Raw genomic sequence first — 13848 nt, 5'->3', positions numbered from 1 at the left:
GTCTGCCAGCTTGACGAGTTCAGGATCGGGTTTTTCTCTTTTGTTGCGTTTCGCTACGGTCATCTGTGCTCCTGTTGCTGACAGTTTCCTGCCAAATGACCGTTTACACAAAAATTTTTACACCCTCACGAAGCCAAGGAACGGCCGTCGTGTTCGCTGTTCCTCCGTGCGCCAATTTTCCAAGGGAGAAGCTGATGAATGCACGGACATTCGTGCCTCGCGCGCTCGTCGACCGCTCCACCGCGCTAATTTTCGCCGCCGAGGTGGTGAGCGTGGAGAAAATCGCGCGCTCGCGCGTGCTATCAAGCCCGCATCGGGCCTTTGAATAATCACTGCACGAAGTTTTGCCGTGCGACAAGTCTCTGTTTGCATCGCCTCTGTCACCGCCAAGACCACCTCCCAAGAAAGGGCGTCCTCGCGATTCGCATGCTCCAGGTCCGCGAAGAGTTCGTGCCAAAACTTACGTCCTCTATAGGAGCGACCGGGACCGCGCACGGCCCGCAAGTGTGCCAGCAAGGCCGCTGTGCGCGCGGCCTCAACTTGCGCTGCCTTCTTGACCGTCCGGGAACGGCCCCAAAGACCGCTTCGCCGGCTGACAATGGACGCGGCGAGGAAGGCCAACATCGTAACGATGACAAGCGTCTGATTGCTTTGGAGCAAATTTCCGTATGCCATACGTTCTGGATTCTTCCGGTAGGATTTTTTGCTGCAATGCAGCGAAGCCTCATTCTAGAGTTGCGCGCGTCGAAGTCAACCGGTGCGGCGATGCGCATCGGAGGCAGGTGACGCGGATGCCACGATGGCCGTGGCGCGTAGCTGTTTCGTTGGGAAATTCCCGGTCTCCGCATGGCCCTGGTTTTGAAGACGTCGAGAACAGTCGTCCTCTGGTCACAAATGACGCTGCGGCGGAGTGGAGACTGCTTTGCTTTCGCATGACGCGCGACACATTGCCGTAGGTCAAGCTGAGTGACACCCGATGTGGGTGTTGGCGCCTACGTAATATTGACCCGCACGCCGGAAATCGGCTGACCAGCCGATTTGGCCGGGAATGGTTGGTGGCCGACTCGTTTCTTCGTTGACACGTTGCTCAGTCCAACGTTGGCAGACGGGACAAACTGGATTCGGCGAGAACAAAAGGGAGGAGTATGAGCTGGCAGGCAGGCGGTGAGAGGGACGAAAACATCGTCTCGGAGTTCAGACCAAATCCAGCCCATGACATGCTCGTCGCATCTCTTTGGTCGCATTGGTCCGGCGCTGGCGACGCGGAATTGCTGTCATTTTGCCGCGATAACCGACGAGCCGCCGCCAGAAATCACGGCGGCGGGCCATGACCGTTGCATCATCCCAATCAAGCCCGAGAACATCGACGCGTGGCTGAATCCAGATGCTTCTAACCTGGCGGCACAGTACGCCATTCTCGATGACCGAGACCGGCCGTACTATGAACACAGGATGGCGGCATAAGCGGTCTCGTCGTTCTGCGCGTTCAGCTTTCCTTTTGGTCTTTGAAGGGAGTTTGCCGGCAACCGCTCTTTGTATCGTCAGGAAGCTACGTAGTGGTCCTCCTTTAGAGAAGACAAGACCACGACCCCGACGCTTTTCGCCGAACTCAGAGCGAGAGCGGGCCGAACGCGAACCGGTAAGGTCCATCTGTTATCAGAGACGAAGCAGCCTTCCGCGCGTCGAAAGGAGTGGCAGCTCGACGAAAGCGCATGAGGACGGGCGGCATTATCAGAACACTGACGATAATGAAAATCGATGCAATCACATCCTTTGACGAAGCTGCGGGAATCGGAATGGGCCATAGCAGATACTCGAGTGCGATTCCTATCGCGAGCGCTGCCAGGTAAAACACCGGGGCCGGGACAAAAATGCCAGGCCCAGCCGCCGTTGCTTCCGGGTTCATAGTTCTTTCTGTCTCCTGTGCGGCCGAAGTATTAGCGGATGGCTGCTGGTAGCCTGCGGCAAGGCTTTTCGTTTTCGGGCGACCAGGTTGAATCCATTGCTGGCACCACCCAAGATGCCCATCGGTGTCCGAGCATTCCGTTGCCCTTGGTCATCGAAGCAGTTATTAAATATCAAGTGAGTCCACGCGACGTGCGCAGGACACCCTGAACTGGTTTGGCCAGCTCACTCAGTTCGGTTCGCCTGCAAGGACCGCGCTGGACAGTGGCGGTCCCCGGCGCGGCTCCTACGGGGCGCCTAATCGATTTTAGTCACTACGGAAGCCGTCCTTTTGAGTCATCTCCGTTCCTGTCGGGCCTCGGATTCTTCATCTTCTATCTGGGCCCGGGCTTGCTCCCAATACTCGTCGGCGCGTCCCTCTGGGCTGCCGTCTTTTTCCCAAAGTTCAAAGGCCCGCGCACGAATCTTCTATTCCCGCGAAGCGTTATCCATCGCATGACTCTCCAGTAGATTCTTCACGAGCAGGTACTCATGAACTCGCGCGGCCTACCGTTTCGACGACGGAAGGCGCCGGTGCAGACGCGAGTGTAGAAAGACCCGAGCCGGCGAGTGTATCGAAGCAATTGGCATTCGGGTCCTGCGTGGTGAGGCCGCCGCACGCACTTCGCGTTGACGCCGAATTTCGGCGCTTACTGGCGCGTGCCACTTTTCGCCTGGCGCTCTTGCTCGGCTCCGCATTGAAAGTACGATGCCCGACAAACCGGCCGCCGTACGCTGCAAAGAGGCAGACTGTCTCTTAGACTGGCTTGATGTTTGCAGCTTGCTTGCCCTTCGGACCCATCTTCACGTCGAAGCTGACCTTCTGATTCTCCTGCAGCGACTTGAAGCCCTCTGCCTTGATTTCCGAGAAGTGGGCGAACAGGTCTTCCCCGCCGTCGTCCGGCGTGATAAAGCCGAAGCCTTTCGCGTCGTTGAACCATTTCACTGTTCCAGTTGCCATCATCCGTTCCCAACAAAATTGAAGAGTGCGCTTCATTCGGTGCGCGTGAGTCTTACAACTACTGCAATGGCGGCAGTTAGTGCCTTACTGCTCAATCGCAGTGCTTGACGGTTATCCGAGACTCCAACAGTGGCGTTGCAGTCTGCTGTAGAGCATGGACAATCCGGGTAAAGCGCCGGTTTGGACAACTCGATATTGCGACAGGAACCCGTCGCGGCCGCATCGAGATACGTCTCAGCCGCAACACCAGAGCTCGTTCCGCCCAAGGCTGAACAAGCCGGCGCCGTCATCTCTGGCGGCGGGCTGTCTCGGGACAAACTGCACGCATGCACGCGCTGTTCATTTGTCGCACAGGTCGCTACAGGGCCCGGCATACCGAACATCCAGACATGAGCCGTCCTTGAAAACGAGTCGCTTCACTGTTCCGAAGTCTGTAACCCTCTGCACGGCATCGCGTTTCACGAAGACGCCTGGGCGCTCGTCGGGCAGAACCAGTTGCATCAGCGAGCCGAATTTTTGCATGGCATCGAAAAAGCTGGACTCGCGCGATGGCTCGGTCCGTCCTAACCAATAGACGATGGCGGCGCCGGGATTCTGGGCATCGCGTGCGAGGAACCTCAACTTCTGTTGGGTGTTGACGTAGGACGACGGTTCGATATCCGGCACATCACGCATTCGATTCTCCATTGTTTGGCCCGCGCGTGTTACGACGCTGCCGCGTGACGCAGACCTCAGGCATTCATGTCGACCCAGATTCGTCCCCAGTGGGTCGCATACTTCAACGCCTGCTCGTCGTCGAAGAAGTAGTCCAGGGCAGCGAATGTTTCCGGCGCACGGCCGGGTTTCTCGATAACAAGGTCTGCGGCATGCAGACCACCGTGTGCGGGACACGCGATAGCGATAAGTTGGTAGCCCCGATGTAACGTGGAAACGGCCGCCGTCATTGAGATATCTCCATTACATCTCCTTCATCGGCGCGAAAGGGTCGGTGACGCTTCACCATAATCGCGCGACGTCGCCGCAGTTCGTTGTCCGAACGGAACGCAACCATATTGAGATTTGACGCCGAAGGGGCATTCTGCGCGAAACGCGCGACAGCTAAAACCAGTGTTAACTCTACCTATTTCGCGACGGCACATTCATATTGGTGTCATCGGCACATCTGTCAGGCTAATTGGCATGCCGCAGCCGCCCAGCGAAGCGGGTTAATGGTGCGGCGGGCTTATCTGGAAGGGTGCGCCAGCGAGGTCATTGTTGTGGGTCGGCGCGGACAGGTTGAATTTTTGGGGCGGTTGGGCCGGCGGCAGGCTTCGATGTTCGGCATATCGCTACCGCCTGGTTGTATGTATTTCGAAGCGCGCGGTGACCCCGCAGCTGAAAGGCCCCGAGGTCCATCCCGTTGACATCGACGATGGCGCTGCCCGACAGGCCTGCAGATGGAAAACCCGACATCTTCCGCTGTGTCGAAATGCTCGCCTTTACAGCGTGGGCAATCGCTCAAAGTAGTCAAAGCGGGCAAACGGCGGCGGAACCTCGGTCACTTCAAGCTCGTCGACCAGCGCTGCGGACATGCCGTCGATTAGCCAGGCGCACATGTTGGCAAGCTGTTCCGGCGAACCCTGCAGCATCACCTCCACCGAACCGTCCATGCGGTTACGTACCCAGCCGGTGACGCCCAGCGCCTGGGCCTGGCGTACGCACGCTTCCCGGTAGCCAATGCCCTGCACCGGACCACGCACCTGCACCAGCCGGGTCTCAAGCATCCCATCCTGGTTGTCAGTTTCCATGCGTGTAGTCCTTGAAAAGTGTTGGCGCAGCTTCGCCCGTCACTGAAGTGGCCCGGCTGCAATCGCATGCCTGCCTATCGTCTCCCGCAGGCTTTTCCTGGAAATGCCTGAAGAACGCTCTGTCCCGGAAATGCGGCTCAGGTACCGCAGCCGCGCTGCGCGAATGGATGCGTATTCGCATACAGCCACGTAACCGTCCAGCGGGATAGCGGTGTCCAGTGGCGCGGCGCCATGAGACTCGCCTTCCACGTTTGCCATCGGGCTATCAGGCTCACGAGCGCCGCATGACATCCGCCAGGTCATCGAGCGATAGTGGCTTGGTGAGATGGCAGTCAAATACCCGTTCGTCGGTCTGGAATCTGCTGGCGGCATCGGTGTAGCCCGTTAAAGCAACCAGCTTCGTCTGGGAGCACTGGGCCCGAAGGCGAAGCAGTTGCGCAAGCTCAAGGCCATCCATGCCGGGCATCGTGATATCAATCAGGGCAACGTCCGGAGTAAATGATTCCACTATCGAGAGCGCGTCGGGTCCGCTCTGTGCCCGCTTCACCTCATGCCCCTCGAGCTCCAGCAACGTAGCCAGCGCCTCCATGGTGTCCGCGTTGTCGTCGACAAGCAGGATACGACTCGACGCCATCGGGCGTGTCGCGGTCACGACAGGCTCGCTCGTGCTCTCGCAGACAATCGGGAGCTGCACGGTGACTTCCGTCCCTTTACCTTCGCCCGCGCTCGCAATGGTAACCGTGCCGTTGTGTGCGGCAACCAGATGCTTCACGACAGCCAGTCCGATTCCGAGGCCGCCTTCTGCATGCCCGCGTGCTGACGCCGACTGGGCAAACATGTCAAAGACGTGCGGCAGCATTGAAGATGAAATGCCCGCACCGTTGTCCGTCACCGTGATGACCGCAGTTCGGGGCGATGAGCCGCGTATCGATGCGATGCTCAGGTCCGGTGCCTTTACCGATAACGTGATGTCGCCGCCGGGAGGCGTGTATTTCACCGCGTTCGTCAGCAAATTCGATATGACCTGGGTGAGTCGGGCCGCGTCCGCATGAACGGTCACCGGATACGGGGGAACAGTGACATGCAGCTGGTGCGGACCATTATTGGCGTCGGCCTTCATCGCCGTCACCGCGTCGGCCACGATATCCTGGAACAACCCGTACGACGGGCGCACGGACAGTTTGCCATGCCTTATCCGGGACGCGTCGAGCAGGTCGCCGACGAGCCGTTTCAGTATCCGCATCTGTCTGTCAGCGATGCCCAATGCAGCTAACACGGCGGGATTGTCTGTCGCCAGCTTTCGTGCGGCCGTCAGGGCACTGTCGATTGGCGCGAGGGGATTGCGTAGTTCATGACTCAGGGTCGCAATGAAGTCGTCCTTGCGTGCTTCAGCCAGGGCCAGCGCATTCCTTGCTGCCTCCGCTTCTGCCGCCCGGGCTTCCGCATCAGCCTTCGCCCGGGTCATGGTGAGCGCGGCGCAAGTGAAGTTTGCAAGGCTGGTCAGGATTCTGCGGTCCTCCGCATCGAAAAGGTGTCCCCCGTCGTGGGACATGACCCACAGGGTGCCCCACGGCTCAGGTTCGCCCGGAATGGGTACAACCAGCTCTTCGATAATCTCCGGAGAAATGTGTTCCAGGGAGGCGAAGTGGCGCCGGGGAAACGAAAACAGCTGTCCCGAAGCCAGTTCGAGCGTCACGGCGCTCGGGCTGTCTGCAATCGGGATGGTGGTGTCCACAGCGGCAACGCATGCACCCGAAACCGCGACCCAGCGGAAGATGGGGGTGCCGTCGTTGTCCGTTTCCAGCAGGCCAATGCCCGCGCTGCCCGCTTCGCACAGACTCAGTGCCATATCCGAGAGCGTCTGCAGCATGGCACCGTCCGACGACGTCAGTGCCTGCGCCAGACGGTGCATCGCGCTGCTTTCTGCAGCATAGTCGGGTGGGCGATGCGCACGCATGTCGAGCGTTGGTGTGACAAGACTACCCTCATGCCGTGCGCGGTCCGCTGCCGATGATGCAGACAGTCCGGCCATATGGTCTCCACGGTCGTAACTGATGGGTGACTGATGGAAAATTTCCGTGCCGATTGAATTGTAGGCGCTGCACCACAAAGACCTGCGCAACAAGAACGCCATCCGGGATGCAGACAAGCCTGGGTATGACTATTGCCGCACTGAACAATACCGTTTCTGTACGAACGCGGCACCTGGATTGGCGACAGTACTGCTCGTTGATGACGACCCGAATATTCTGCGTCCGCGTCGACTGCTGGTGGAGCGGGAAGGATACCGCGTGCTCACAGCCGGCGATGGGGAGGCCGCGCTCGCCGTCGCTGCCATCGAGAGTCCCGGTCTCATAGTGACCGACTGGATGATGCCGCGCCTCGATGGCGTCGAATTGTGTCGACGCCTGAACACCATGGGTAAGTCGGGGGATATGTCGCAGAAACAGATGAAGCCGAAAATGCACAAGGGGGAATGAATGCGCCGGCCTCTGACAGCAGCGGAATGAAGAAGGCTTACTGACAACGATGTCGCTGCGGAGGCACGCTGTTTAACCTGCCAAATCAGCCGCGCGGTCAGGAGCGTAGTGCGGCAGGACACCAGCCACGCGGGATAGCGTCCGGAACGTCGAGTGTCGGCGCAAAGCGACAACAAGAGGCTCGTTGCGAGTATTACGCTGCCGTAGCTCCGCCTTCAATAATTGCAACTCGACCAAGCGGTCTATGGCGGCTCTTCGCCAGCGCCAAGCCAGTTTTCGTCACAACGGCAGCCGACCCTTCAGGTCGGCTCCGCTCCCGTCGGCCTCGGATTCTTCCTCTTCTATCTGTGCCCGCGCCTGCTCCCAATACTCGTCGGCGCGACCGTCGGGGCTGCCGTCTTTTTCCCAGAGCTCGTAGGCCCGTACACGAATCTTCTCTTCCCGCGAAATGTTGTCCATTGCACAATCCTCCAGAGGTTTTTCGCGAGCAGCTACTTGTGAAGTTGCTCAGCGTGCCAGTTTCACAGCGGAAGGCGAAAGCATCGACGCGAAAGCAGAAAGACCCACGCCGGCGAACGTGTCGAAGCAATTGGCGTCCGAGTCATGCGTGATGACGCCGCCGCCCGCTTCGCGTTGGTTTCGAATCTCGGCGCTTACTGGCGGATTTTACTTTTTCGACAGGCGCTCTTGGTCGACTCGGCCTTGAAAGTACGATGCCTGACGAACCGGCGCCATAGGCGGCAAAGAGACAGACTATCTCCTGGACCGGTTTGATATTAGCGCTTGCTTGCGGCCCCATCTTCACGTCGAAGCTGACCTTCTGATTCTCCTGCAGCGACTTGAACCCTTTTGCGCTGATTTCCGGGAAGTGGGCAAACAGGTCATCCCCGCCGTCGTCCGGCGTGATCAAACCCAAACCCTTGGCATCATTGAACCACTTTGTACCGGTTGCCGTCATTGTGTCCAAAATCGAAAAGGCTGGCGGCTTCAGATATCGCCGGTACCATCAAGCTTCAGATATCGCCGGTACCATCAAAAGACCTATCGCTGTGACAAGCCGAACCGCCTGCGAGGCCGTATCCGATGAGAACTGCCATGACATGCTGTCGTTTACGCCTGACCGGCGCATAGCCAGACGATGTCCACGTCGAGAAGTTCAGACAGGCGCGCACAATCCGTACTCTTCGGAACGGTAACTCCGGCGCGCCAAAGGGTCACTTCGTGTTCCGATACGCCGAGTGACCTGGCCACCCGACTGGAGGTCACCTTGGCGCGCTTGATGGTCATGTCCAGTCGTGCTGCGAAGGCCCGCCTGGAGCCGTTGTGTTTGAGAGTGTCTTGCAGATGTACATCAAGATTCAGACGACGATTCATGACGTGCAATGCTCCGTGTAACTCATCGTCACCAAACCTACGTACTTCAGGCTACGAAGGTGTGACACGACTTCGATGTTGATGCTTGCGGTCGAACGCCATCACTCGGGCTGGCATGTCGTTCGCGTGAACTTCACTGCACCTGAACGCCCGTTGCGGCGCGTCTTCCCCGCTCTGAGTTAACGCTTTAAATGCCCGGTGTAATCGACACGGATACCGTTTTCCCTATCCCGTACGCGGACAGCAACGCTCACAGACGTAGGTCCGTCGGAAAACTTACCCGAAGGTCGGCACCTGTTCGTGCGTCACCGGCTTTGGTCACCAGCGGGTCCCGGAAGTTCCACTGGCGAAATATCTGCTTGCGTGGAAAAGAGAGCGGCGTGCTGTTCCACGACCTCGTCACACATCGCGATGATGGTCTCCGGCGAAAGCGCCATCGCAATAAGGGCGCAGACGCATCCGGCAGGTGGCGGCGAGAAAAGAAACACCCTTCTTCAAGGGTGCCCCGGATAGGCAGATTCAATTGGCGCCCCCGCCGCTACCGCCCTGTAATTAAATTTTCGTCGTTTGCAGCTCCTGCATCTGTCGACGTCCGCAGAGCACCCTTACGCAGCCCAGCGCTGAGGACGTTGTACGGGCTCGCGGCCGAGACCAATACGCCTGCGGCGCCGGTGTCGAAAATGCAGCCGACCCGTGAGCTTGCAGACGGCGCGCTTCATCAGTTGGTCACCGTTGGCGAACATGCTGGGCGTCGGGCATACATCTTCTGGAGGCGAATATGAGTGATTTTCAGAGACAGGCTGCTACAGCCCAGCAAGCTAATCTTGACTTCTTTTTCGGCCTGGCCAGCAGAATGCTGGAGGGCGAGGAAAAGCTCGTCAGACTGAATCTGGATACGGCGAAAACGACGCTTGCCGACTGGCGCCAACGCGAGCAAGACAGGCTGGCGAAAAAGGACCGACAGGAAGTTACCGGTCTGCAAGACGCGCTGGCGCTGCACTCGGCGGAGAAGGTCCTGACGTACGAACGTCAGGTTGCGGAAATTGCGTCGACCACGCAAACGCAGCTGGCAGAGGTCGTCAATGCGCGGTACCAGGAGGTCAGCCGCCAGGTTCAATCGTTCGTCGAGAACCTCGCGCAAAACGCCCCGGTCGGCTCCGAAGCCACAATCGCATTTCTGAAACAAGCTGTCACGCTGGCCGACACCACTCAGGAAAGCGTGCAAAAGGCCACGAAGCAGGCAGTCGAAGTCGCACAAAGTAACCTGGACGCCGCAACAAAAGCCGCATCGGAGGTGACCGAAGCAGCTGACCAGGCAGTCGAGAAAGCAGCAAAAGCGGCGAAGGCGGCGAAGCAATAATTTGAAGGAACGTTGAGCCCGTGGTCGCCCGGCGTGGCGAGCTAACGCGCCTGGCCACACACTGCGACCTGGCCGCTGACATATAAAGCCATAAGTTGCGTGGGGCTCTTTTTACAAGTCTTTTTAAGATGACCTCCGCAGGAGCGGAGCTCTTGCGTAAGTAACAGAAAAAGGGGGCTAAGCGTTAAAGATGCTGTTTGCGGTTGGTTAGAGCTGGCCCTGTGCCTGTCGGCTCGGATGCTCGAATTAGACAGTGCCGCCGAGTTTCCCGTCGGCGCGGTTAGCCAGTAAGGACTGCAACTTTTCGAGAGACAGGGGTTTGGTCAGGTGGTAGTCAAAGCCGGCAGCAAATGCTCGCGATTTATCGGACTCCGCCGCATAACCCAAGAGCCACCAGCATAACGTCATCAAGTCGTTCGTCAGCCCAAAGCCGAAGCCTTTCGCGTCGTTGAACCATTTCTCTGTTCCAGTTGCCATTTCCTGTATTTTCCAAAGAGTTGTATCGGTGACTCGTATCAACCGTTCGGCTGAACGTGGCATTTTCTTTGTATCACGGGAGAACAACAGCCGACAATCATTCACCGGGGGGCTCCGTCGCGGTTTGCGTATCAGACTGATTTCTCCATTGCGCTCAGGGTCAGTTTAATTGAGCGTTGATGTTCTTCCCGTACGGGAACAGGCGAGTGCTTTTGGGCCGCTGCAGTTAATGGACATCAAACCTTCGACTTGCTTCGTGGCAGGCAAGCCAAAGGCTAACGTCAGAGCAACCGGCAGATTCAATCTCAGCCCCTTTCCTCTGCGCTCCAGCTGCTTAAACACATGCAGCGTTAGCCGCGAGGCCGCGCAAGGGGACTTCCCGCAAACGGGTCATTCATCCAGTCCGCCGGTTCGCGGCTCGTTCGTGGCGGCGCCGCCTTTGACGACAATTCAAAGTGTTCGATGGATTGACCGGCGCTAATTGCCTGTTTAAGCCATCGAGGCATTTCCCCTTCGCCGTTCCACGTGTCTCCGGTCGCACTATGGTAGCGCGCTTCTTTCTGTTTTAACTTGTCGCTCGCTAATGCTAGTGCCAAGTCGTCTGGCTCAATGCCAAACTCCTCCATCCGGCGACGGAGATAAGCAATCATGCTGTCTCGCTTCCGCTCGTCCATGAATTATTCCCTGTCTAAATCAATTGGCCGGCATTCTTTCGAACGTCGATTGTGAGTTGCCCTGCGCAAGCGTTGCGCCCATAAAATCCGGGCGTTGCGACCGTGGCAGGTTGCCGCATCATGGGATTCGCGGAGGGGTAGGCGCAAGCGGCCCTTTCCGCCTGAAGAACCAGGACGCCGGCTCTTCGACGCCGTATTCGCGCGTTTGGATTGATACAGAACCTTCGGGCACCGTATGAACTCATAGCAATAGTATGCACGCATGTGGCATAGTGCGGCCAGTTAATCAACAACAAAGGGAGTCCATATGGCAACACTCGAACAAATCGAGGAAAAGATGAAGAAGCTGCAGTCGCAGGCCGAAGCACTGATTGCAAAGCAATCTTCGGCCGTTCTTGCAAACATCAAAGCTCTGATGGAGAAGCATGGTCTGACGACGGCAGATATTGATGCGCACGTCGGTGGCGCACAGAAGCGTGGGCGCAAGCCCGGTGCCAGCGCTGCGAATGGAAAGGCGAAGGCCGCCGCCGAGACAAAGGGTGGACTGCCACCAAAGTATCGTGACCCCAAGACTGGCGCCACGTGGAGTGGGCACGGGCGTCCTCCGGCATGGATTAAGGACGTGAAGGACCGAACCAGGTTCCTGACTGCAGATGGCGACGCTGCGGTCGCAGCGACTGCGGATGCGGCGGGCAAGGCAAAGGCTGCGGTCGAGAACGCATCGGCAGTCGGTAGCGCAGGCGCTCACACGGGGCAGCGCAAAGGCCCGCAACCGGCCAAATATCGCGACGCGAAAAGCGGGGCGACCTGGAGCGGACGTGGTCCGGCACCTGCGTGGCTGGCTGCCGTCAAAGACCGCACCAAGTTTTTGATTGAAGGCGCCAGTGCGGTTACGACAGAAACCCGTGCTGTGAACAAGGCGAGCAAGCCGAACGCCGCTGGCAAGCGCAGTGCTGTTGCAAAGACAGCTGCAGTCAAGAAGGTGGCGACAACGAAGGTTGCTCCGGCGAAGCAAACCGTCGTCGCGAAGAAGGTGACGGCTAAAAAGGCGCCGGCGACGAAGGCGGTGGTTGCTGCGAGCAACATGGTTGCGGCGAAGAAAACGGTGGCACCGGCTGCAACGAAGGTGGCGGTCAAGAAAGCGCCGGCGCAGAAGGCAGTTGCCAAAACGCTGGTCGCGGAGCCTGACGTCGCCGCTGCGCCGGCGTCTGTGACCGTGCAGGCAACAGCGTAACGACGTGGTGCCTGGGCACCCTCCGTGCCCAGGTCCAAAGCCGAACGCCCCTTCGGACTTCCGTCGCGAGGGGCGTTTTTTCTGCAAGCCTCGATTTAGAGCGCCGCGTCCTTCAGCTTCTTCAGCGGCCGCACTTTCAGACGCACTGAGGCAGGTTTCGCGGCGACCCACCTGTCTTCACCCGTGAACGGGTCCTCGCCGAAGCGCTTCTTCTTGGCGGGCACGTCCTGAGCCACAACCTTCAGCAGACCGGGCAGTGTGAACTCCTTCGCGCCCTTCCTGTGGACTGATGTCAATCAAGCCGAACGAGTGTGCAAGTCATCGAGCGTCTGATTGATGCCCGGTGATTTGCTGCAACGCACGTACCGCAGCGCGACCATCATGCTAGGATTTCTGCGTACAACGCAGGCGTCAGGAGGGTGGCATGGACGGCTTCGTCAGGCATCAGATAGAAGGTGCGTCCGTCGACATCGACGTGATACCGGCTACGCCACGTGGCTACTGCGCGCGCTTTCGCATTTTCCGTGACGCGTCTGATAACCCGGAGTGGCACCGGGTGCATGTGTCGGGCAGTGTGTTCGATACGGCCGAGCAAGCGGAGGAAGCGGCCAGGTCGATGGCGCTCGAACGGGTGCTGGCGGGGGGCGGCTAAGCCGCACCCATGAAAATTGCCGACCAACGGTCGGCAATTGAGTCTCCTGCGGTCCAGGACACGCTCTCGGCGGGGGACGCCGACGCCATACGCACGGCGCGCACGTGCTACGAAATCGGAGGTGGTGACCCGTTTGTCAGCGCGGCGGGAACGCTCATTCCCCCCGGTGTCCCCAGGCGGCACGCCTGCTGTTTTGTCAGTCACCTAGGACGACGCGTATCCGTCCGCGCCCGAAGCGTGCCCGGGACCAGGCTCGTGCCGGTCTGGCCGTCACGGAAAGTGACGGCAGGTAGGCGGCGCGGGTCTCTGTGATTCGCGCTACGTTCGCTGCGACATTCGCCTTCGCGGCCTGAATGTCGCAGGCGCTGTCGGCGGCGCGCCGCAGGAGCGCGTCGAGGGGGCGCCGCGTCGGCAGAAGCCCCGGTGACGTCCGCCGGACTCCGCCGCAGGTGGCGTGGTACTGCAACACTGTTTCATTAGGGCTTTTTCATCCCGCTGGGGTTCGCGGACCCGTCGGAAGGGTGATTGCCGCCGGTCGAATCCAAGGTGCCGCGCGCCGGCCTGGATTGCTGAAGCCAAAGACCGCAATAGGTTCTTGATTGCAGGCGGTGCCGAAGCGGCTGTCGCGACGACTGCGGGTGCTATGAGCAAGGCAAAGAATGCGAGCAAGAAGGCATCGAAAGCTGTCGGCGCAACTGCTGGAAAGGACCAACCGAAAGGTCCGCAGCCGGCGCTTTACCGTGACCCCAAGAGCGGCGCGACCTGGAGCGGACGTGGGCCGGCTCCGGCGTGGCTAGCCGGTGCGAAAGACCGGGCAAAGTTTCTGATTGCTAGCGTTAGCGGAGTTGCAGATTCTGGCGCTGCGAGCAAGCCGAAAGTCGTCGCGAAGAAACCCGCGACAAAGG

The 13848-nt window shown here is 59.1% G+C and carries 16 protein-coding genes and 3 pseudogenes; 7 read left to right on the top strand and 12 right to left on the bottom strand.

Going from position 1 to position 13848, the window contains the following annotated elements; all coding sequences use genetic code 11:
* Together F6X42_RS43595 and F6X42_RS44895 are read left to right on the top strand one after the other, a co-directional pair.
* Positions 1 to 325: hypothetical protein (locus tag F6X42_RS43595; protein WP_222945898.1), on the top strand; the 325-nt coding region annotated here is incomplete at its 5' end.
* Between the two features lie 832 nt (positions 326 to 1157).
* Positions 1158 to 1464 (top strand): annotated as a pseudogene (locus tag F6X42_RS44895) (SOS response-associated peptidase family protein); the annotation flags it as partial.
* A 777-nt stretch (positions 1465 to 2241) separates the two neighbouring features.
* Here the strand turns inward: F6X42_RS44895 and F6X42_RS44890 are convergent.
* The 6 genes from F6X42_RS44890 to F6X42_RS39785 form a co-directional block, all read right to left on the bottom strand.
* Positions 2242 to 2370 (bottom strand): DUF2934 domain-containing protein, encoded by a 129-nt coding sequence (locus F6X42_RS44890; RefSeq protein ID WP_312893011.1) that lies wholly within the window; start codon positions 2368 to 2370, stop codon positions 2242 to 2244.
* A 331-nt stretch (positions 2371 to 2701) separates the two neighbouring features.
* Positions 2702 to 2905: a cold-shock protein gene (locus F6X42_RS39805; protein ID WP_187639307.1), complete on the bottom strand. Its 204-nt coding sequence runs from the start codon at positions 2903 to 2905 to the stop codon at positions 2702 to 2704.
* Positions 2906 to 3244: 339 nt separating this feature from the next.
* Positions 3245 to 3580, bottom strand: coding sequence for a hypothetical protein (locus F6X42_RS39800; protein ID WP_187639306.1), 336 nt, complete (start codon positions 3578 to 3580; stop codon positions 3245 to 3247).
* 56 nt (positions 3581 to 3636) lie between these two features.
* The gene (locus F6X42_RS39795; protein ID WP_187614494.1) at positions 3637 to 3849 is read right to left on the bottom strand and encodes a hypothetical protein; all 213 of its coding nucleotides are present in this window, start codon (positions 3847 to 3849) and stop codon (positions 3637 to 3639) included.
* A 534-nt stretch (positions 3850 to 4383) separates the two neighbouring features.
* Positions 4384 to 4692 carry an acylphosphatase gene (locus F6X42_RS39790; protein WP_187639305.1) on the bottom strand — a complete coding sequence of 103 codons (309 nt, stop codon included), beginning with the start codon at positions 4690 to 4692 and terminating at the stop codon, positions 4384 to 4386.
* 271 nt (positions 4693 to 4963) lie between these two features.
* The gene (locus F6X42_RS39785; RefSeq protein ID WP_187639304.1) at positions 4964 to 6724 is read right to left on the bottom strand and encodes a hybrid sensor histidine kinase/response regulator; all 1761 of its coding nucleotides are present in this window, start codon (positions 6722 to 6724) and stop codon (positions 4964 to 4966) included.
* Between the two features lie 178 nt (positions 6725 to 6902).
* Between F6X42_RS39785 and F6X42_RS39780 the strand changes: the two genes are divergently transcribed.
* Entirely contained in the window at positions 6903 to 7172 is a 270-nt protein-coding gene (locus F6X42_RS39780; RefSeq protein WP_187639303.1) for a response regulator, read from the top strand.
* 279 nt (positions 7173 to 7451) lie between these two features.
* Here the strand turns inward: F6X42_RS39780 and F6X42_RS39775 are convergent, their stop codons facing one another.
* The 3 genes and pseudogenes from F6X42_RS39775 to F6X42_RS39765 form a co-directional block, all read right to left on the bottom strand.
* The gene (locus tag F6X42_RS39775) at positions 7452 to 7631 is read right to left on the bottom strand and encodes a DUF2934 domain-containing protein (RefSeq protein WP_187639302.1); all 180 of its coding nucleotides are present in this window, start codon (positions 7629 to 7631) and stop codon (positions 7452 to 7454) included.
* Between the two features lie 304 nt (positions 7632 to 7935).
* Positions 7936 to 8130: pseudogene (locus F6X42_RS44885) on the bottom strand (cold-shock protein); the annotation flags it as partial.
* Between the two features lie 152 nt (positions 8131 to 8282).
* Positions 8283 to 8546: a helix-turn-helix domain-containing protein gene (locus F6X42_RS39765; RefSeq protein WP_187639300.1), complete on the bottom strand. Its 264-nt coding sequence runs from the start codon at positions 8544 to 8546 to the stop codon at positions 8283 to 8285.
* A gap of 778 nt (positions 8547 to 9324) precedes the next feature.
* Between F6X42_RS39765 and phaP the strand changes: the two genes are divergently transcribed.
* Positions 9325 to 9906 carry a TIGR01841 family phasin gene (phaP, locus tag F6X42_RS39760; RefSeq protein ID WP_187639299.1) on the top strand — a complete coding sequence of 194 codons (582 nt, stop codon included), beginning with the start codon at positions 9325 to 9327 and terminating at the stop codon, positions 9904 to 9906.
* 246 nt (positions 9907 to 10152) lie between these two features.
* On the opposite strand, the gene F6X42_RS39755 is transcribed toward phaP, so the two are convergent.
* Positions 10153 to 10488 (bottom strand): hypothetical protein, encoded by a 336-nt coding sequence (locus F6X42_RS39755; protein ID WP_187639298.1) that lies wholly within the window; start codon positions 10486 to 10488, stop codon positions 10153 to 10155.
* A gap of 245 nt (positions 10489 to 10733) precedes the next feature.
* Entirely contained in the window at positions 10734 to 11057 is a 324-nt protein-coding gene (locus F6X42_RS39750) for an H-NS histone family protein (protein WP_187639297.1), read from the bottom strand.
* A gap of 307 nt (positions 11058 to 11364) precedes the next feature.
* Here F6X42_RS39750 and F6X42_RS39745 point away from each other — a divergent pair, with 307 nt between their 5' ends.
* Positions 11365 to 12291: an H-NS histone family protein gene (locus tag F6X42_RS39745; protein WP_187639296.1), complete on the top strand. Its 927-nt coding sequence runs from the start codon at positions 11365 to 11367 to the stop codon at positions 12289 to 12291.
* Between the two features lie 95 nt (positions 12292 to 12386).
* Here the strand turns inward: F6X42_RS39745 and F6X42_RS39740 are convergent.
* Positions 12387 to 12587: pseudogene (locus F6X42_RS39740) on the bottom strand (HU family DNA-binding protein); the annotation flags it as partial.
* A 128-nt stretch (positions 12588 to 12715) separates the two neighbouring features.
* Between F6X42_RS39740 and F6X42_RS39735 the strand changes: the two are divergent.
* Positions 12716 to 12943, top strand: coding sequence for a hypothetical protein (locus F6X42_RS39735; RefSeq protein WP_187639294.1), 228 nt, complete (start codon positions 12716 to 12718; stop codon positions 12941 to 12943).
* A 643-nt stretch (positions 12944 to 13586) separates the two neighbouring features.
* Positions 13587 to 13848: H-NS family nucleoid-associated regulatory protein (locus tag F6X42_RS39730; protein ID WP_376776515.1), on the top strand; the 262-nt coding region annotated here is incomplete at its 3' end.

It is taken from the genome of Paraburkholderia podalyriae, assembly GCF_014397785.1.
GTDB lineage: Bacteria > Pseudomonadota > Gammaproteobacteria > Burkholderiales > Burkholderiaceae > Paraburkholderia > Paraburkholderia podalyriae.
Note: the sequence above shows the minus strand (reverse complement) of the source record. Positions and strands in the feature narration are given on the sequence as shown.

Coding starts and splice junctions, on each gene's coding strand:
- F6X42_RS39790 (WP_187639305.1), bottom strand. CDS start 4,692: ATGGAAACTGACAACCAGGATGGGATGCTTGAGACCCGGCTGGTGCAG.
- F6X42_RS39775 (WP_187639302.1), bottom strand. CDS start 7,631: ATGGACAACATTTCGCGGGAAGAGAAGATTCGTGTACGGGCCTACGAG.
- F6X42_RS39735 (WP_187639294.1), top strand. CDS start 12,716: ATGGACGGCTTCGTCAGGCATCAGATAGAAGGTGCGTCCGTCGACATC.
- F6X42_RS39765 (WP_187639300.1), bottom strand. CDS start 8,546: ATGAATCGTCGTCTGAATCTTGATGTACATCTGCAAGACACTCTCAAA.
- F6X42_RS39750 (WP_187639297.1), bottom strand. CDS start 11,057: ATGGACGAGCGGAAGCGAGACAGCATGATTGCTTATCTCCGTCGCCGG.
- F6X42_RS39745 (WP_187639296.1), top strand. CDS start 11,365: ATGGCAACACTCGAACAAATCGAGGAAAAGATGAAGAAGCTGCAGTCG.
- F6X42_RS39785 (WP_187639304.1), bottom strand. CDS start 6,724: ATGGCCGGACTGTCTGCATCATCGGCAGCGGACCGCGCACGGCATGAG.
- F6X42_RS39805 (WP_187639307.1), bottom strand. CDS start 2,905: ATGGCAACTGGAACAGTGAAATGGTTCAACGACGCGAAAGGCTTCGGC.
- F6X42_RS39800 (WP_187639306.1), bottom strand. CDS start 3,580: ATGCGTGATGTGCCGGATATCGAACCGTCGTCCTACGTCAACACCCAA.
- F6X42_RS39795 (WP_187614494.1), bottom strand. CDS start 3,849: ATGACGGCGGCCGTTTCCACGTTACATCGGGGCTACCAACTTATCGCT.
- phaP (WP_187639299.1), top strand. CDS start 9,325: ATGAGTGATTTTCAGAGACAGGCTGCTACAGCCCAGCAAGCTAATCTT.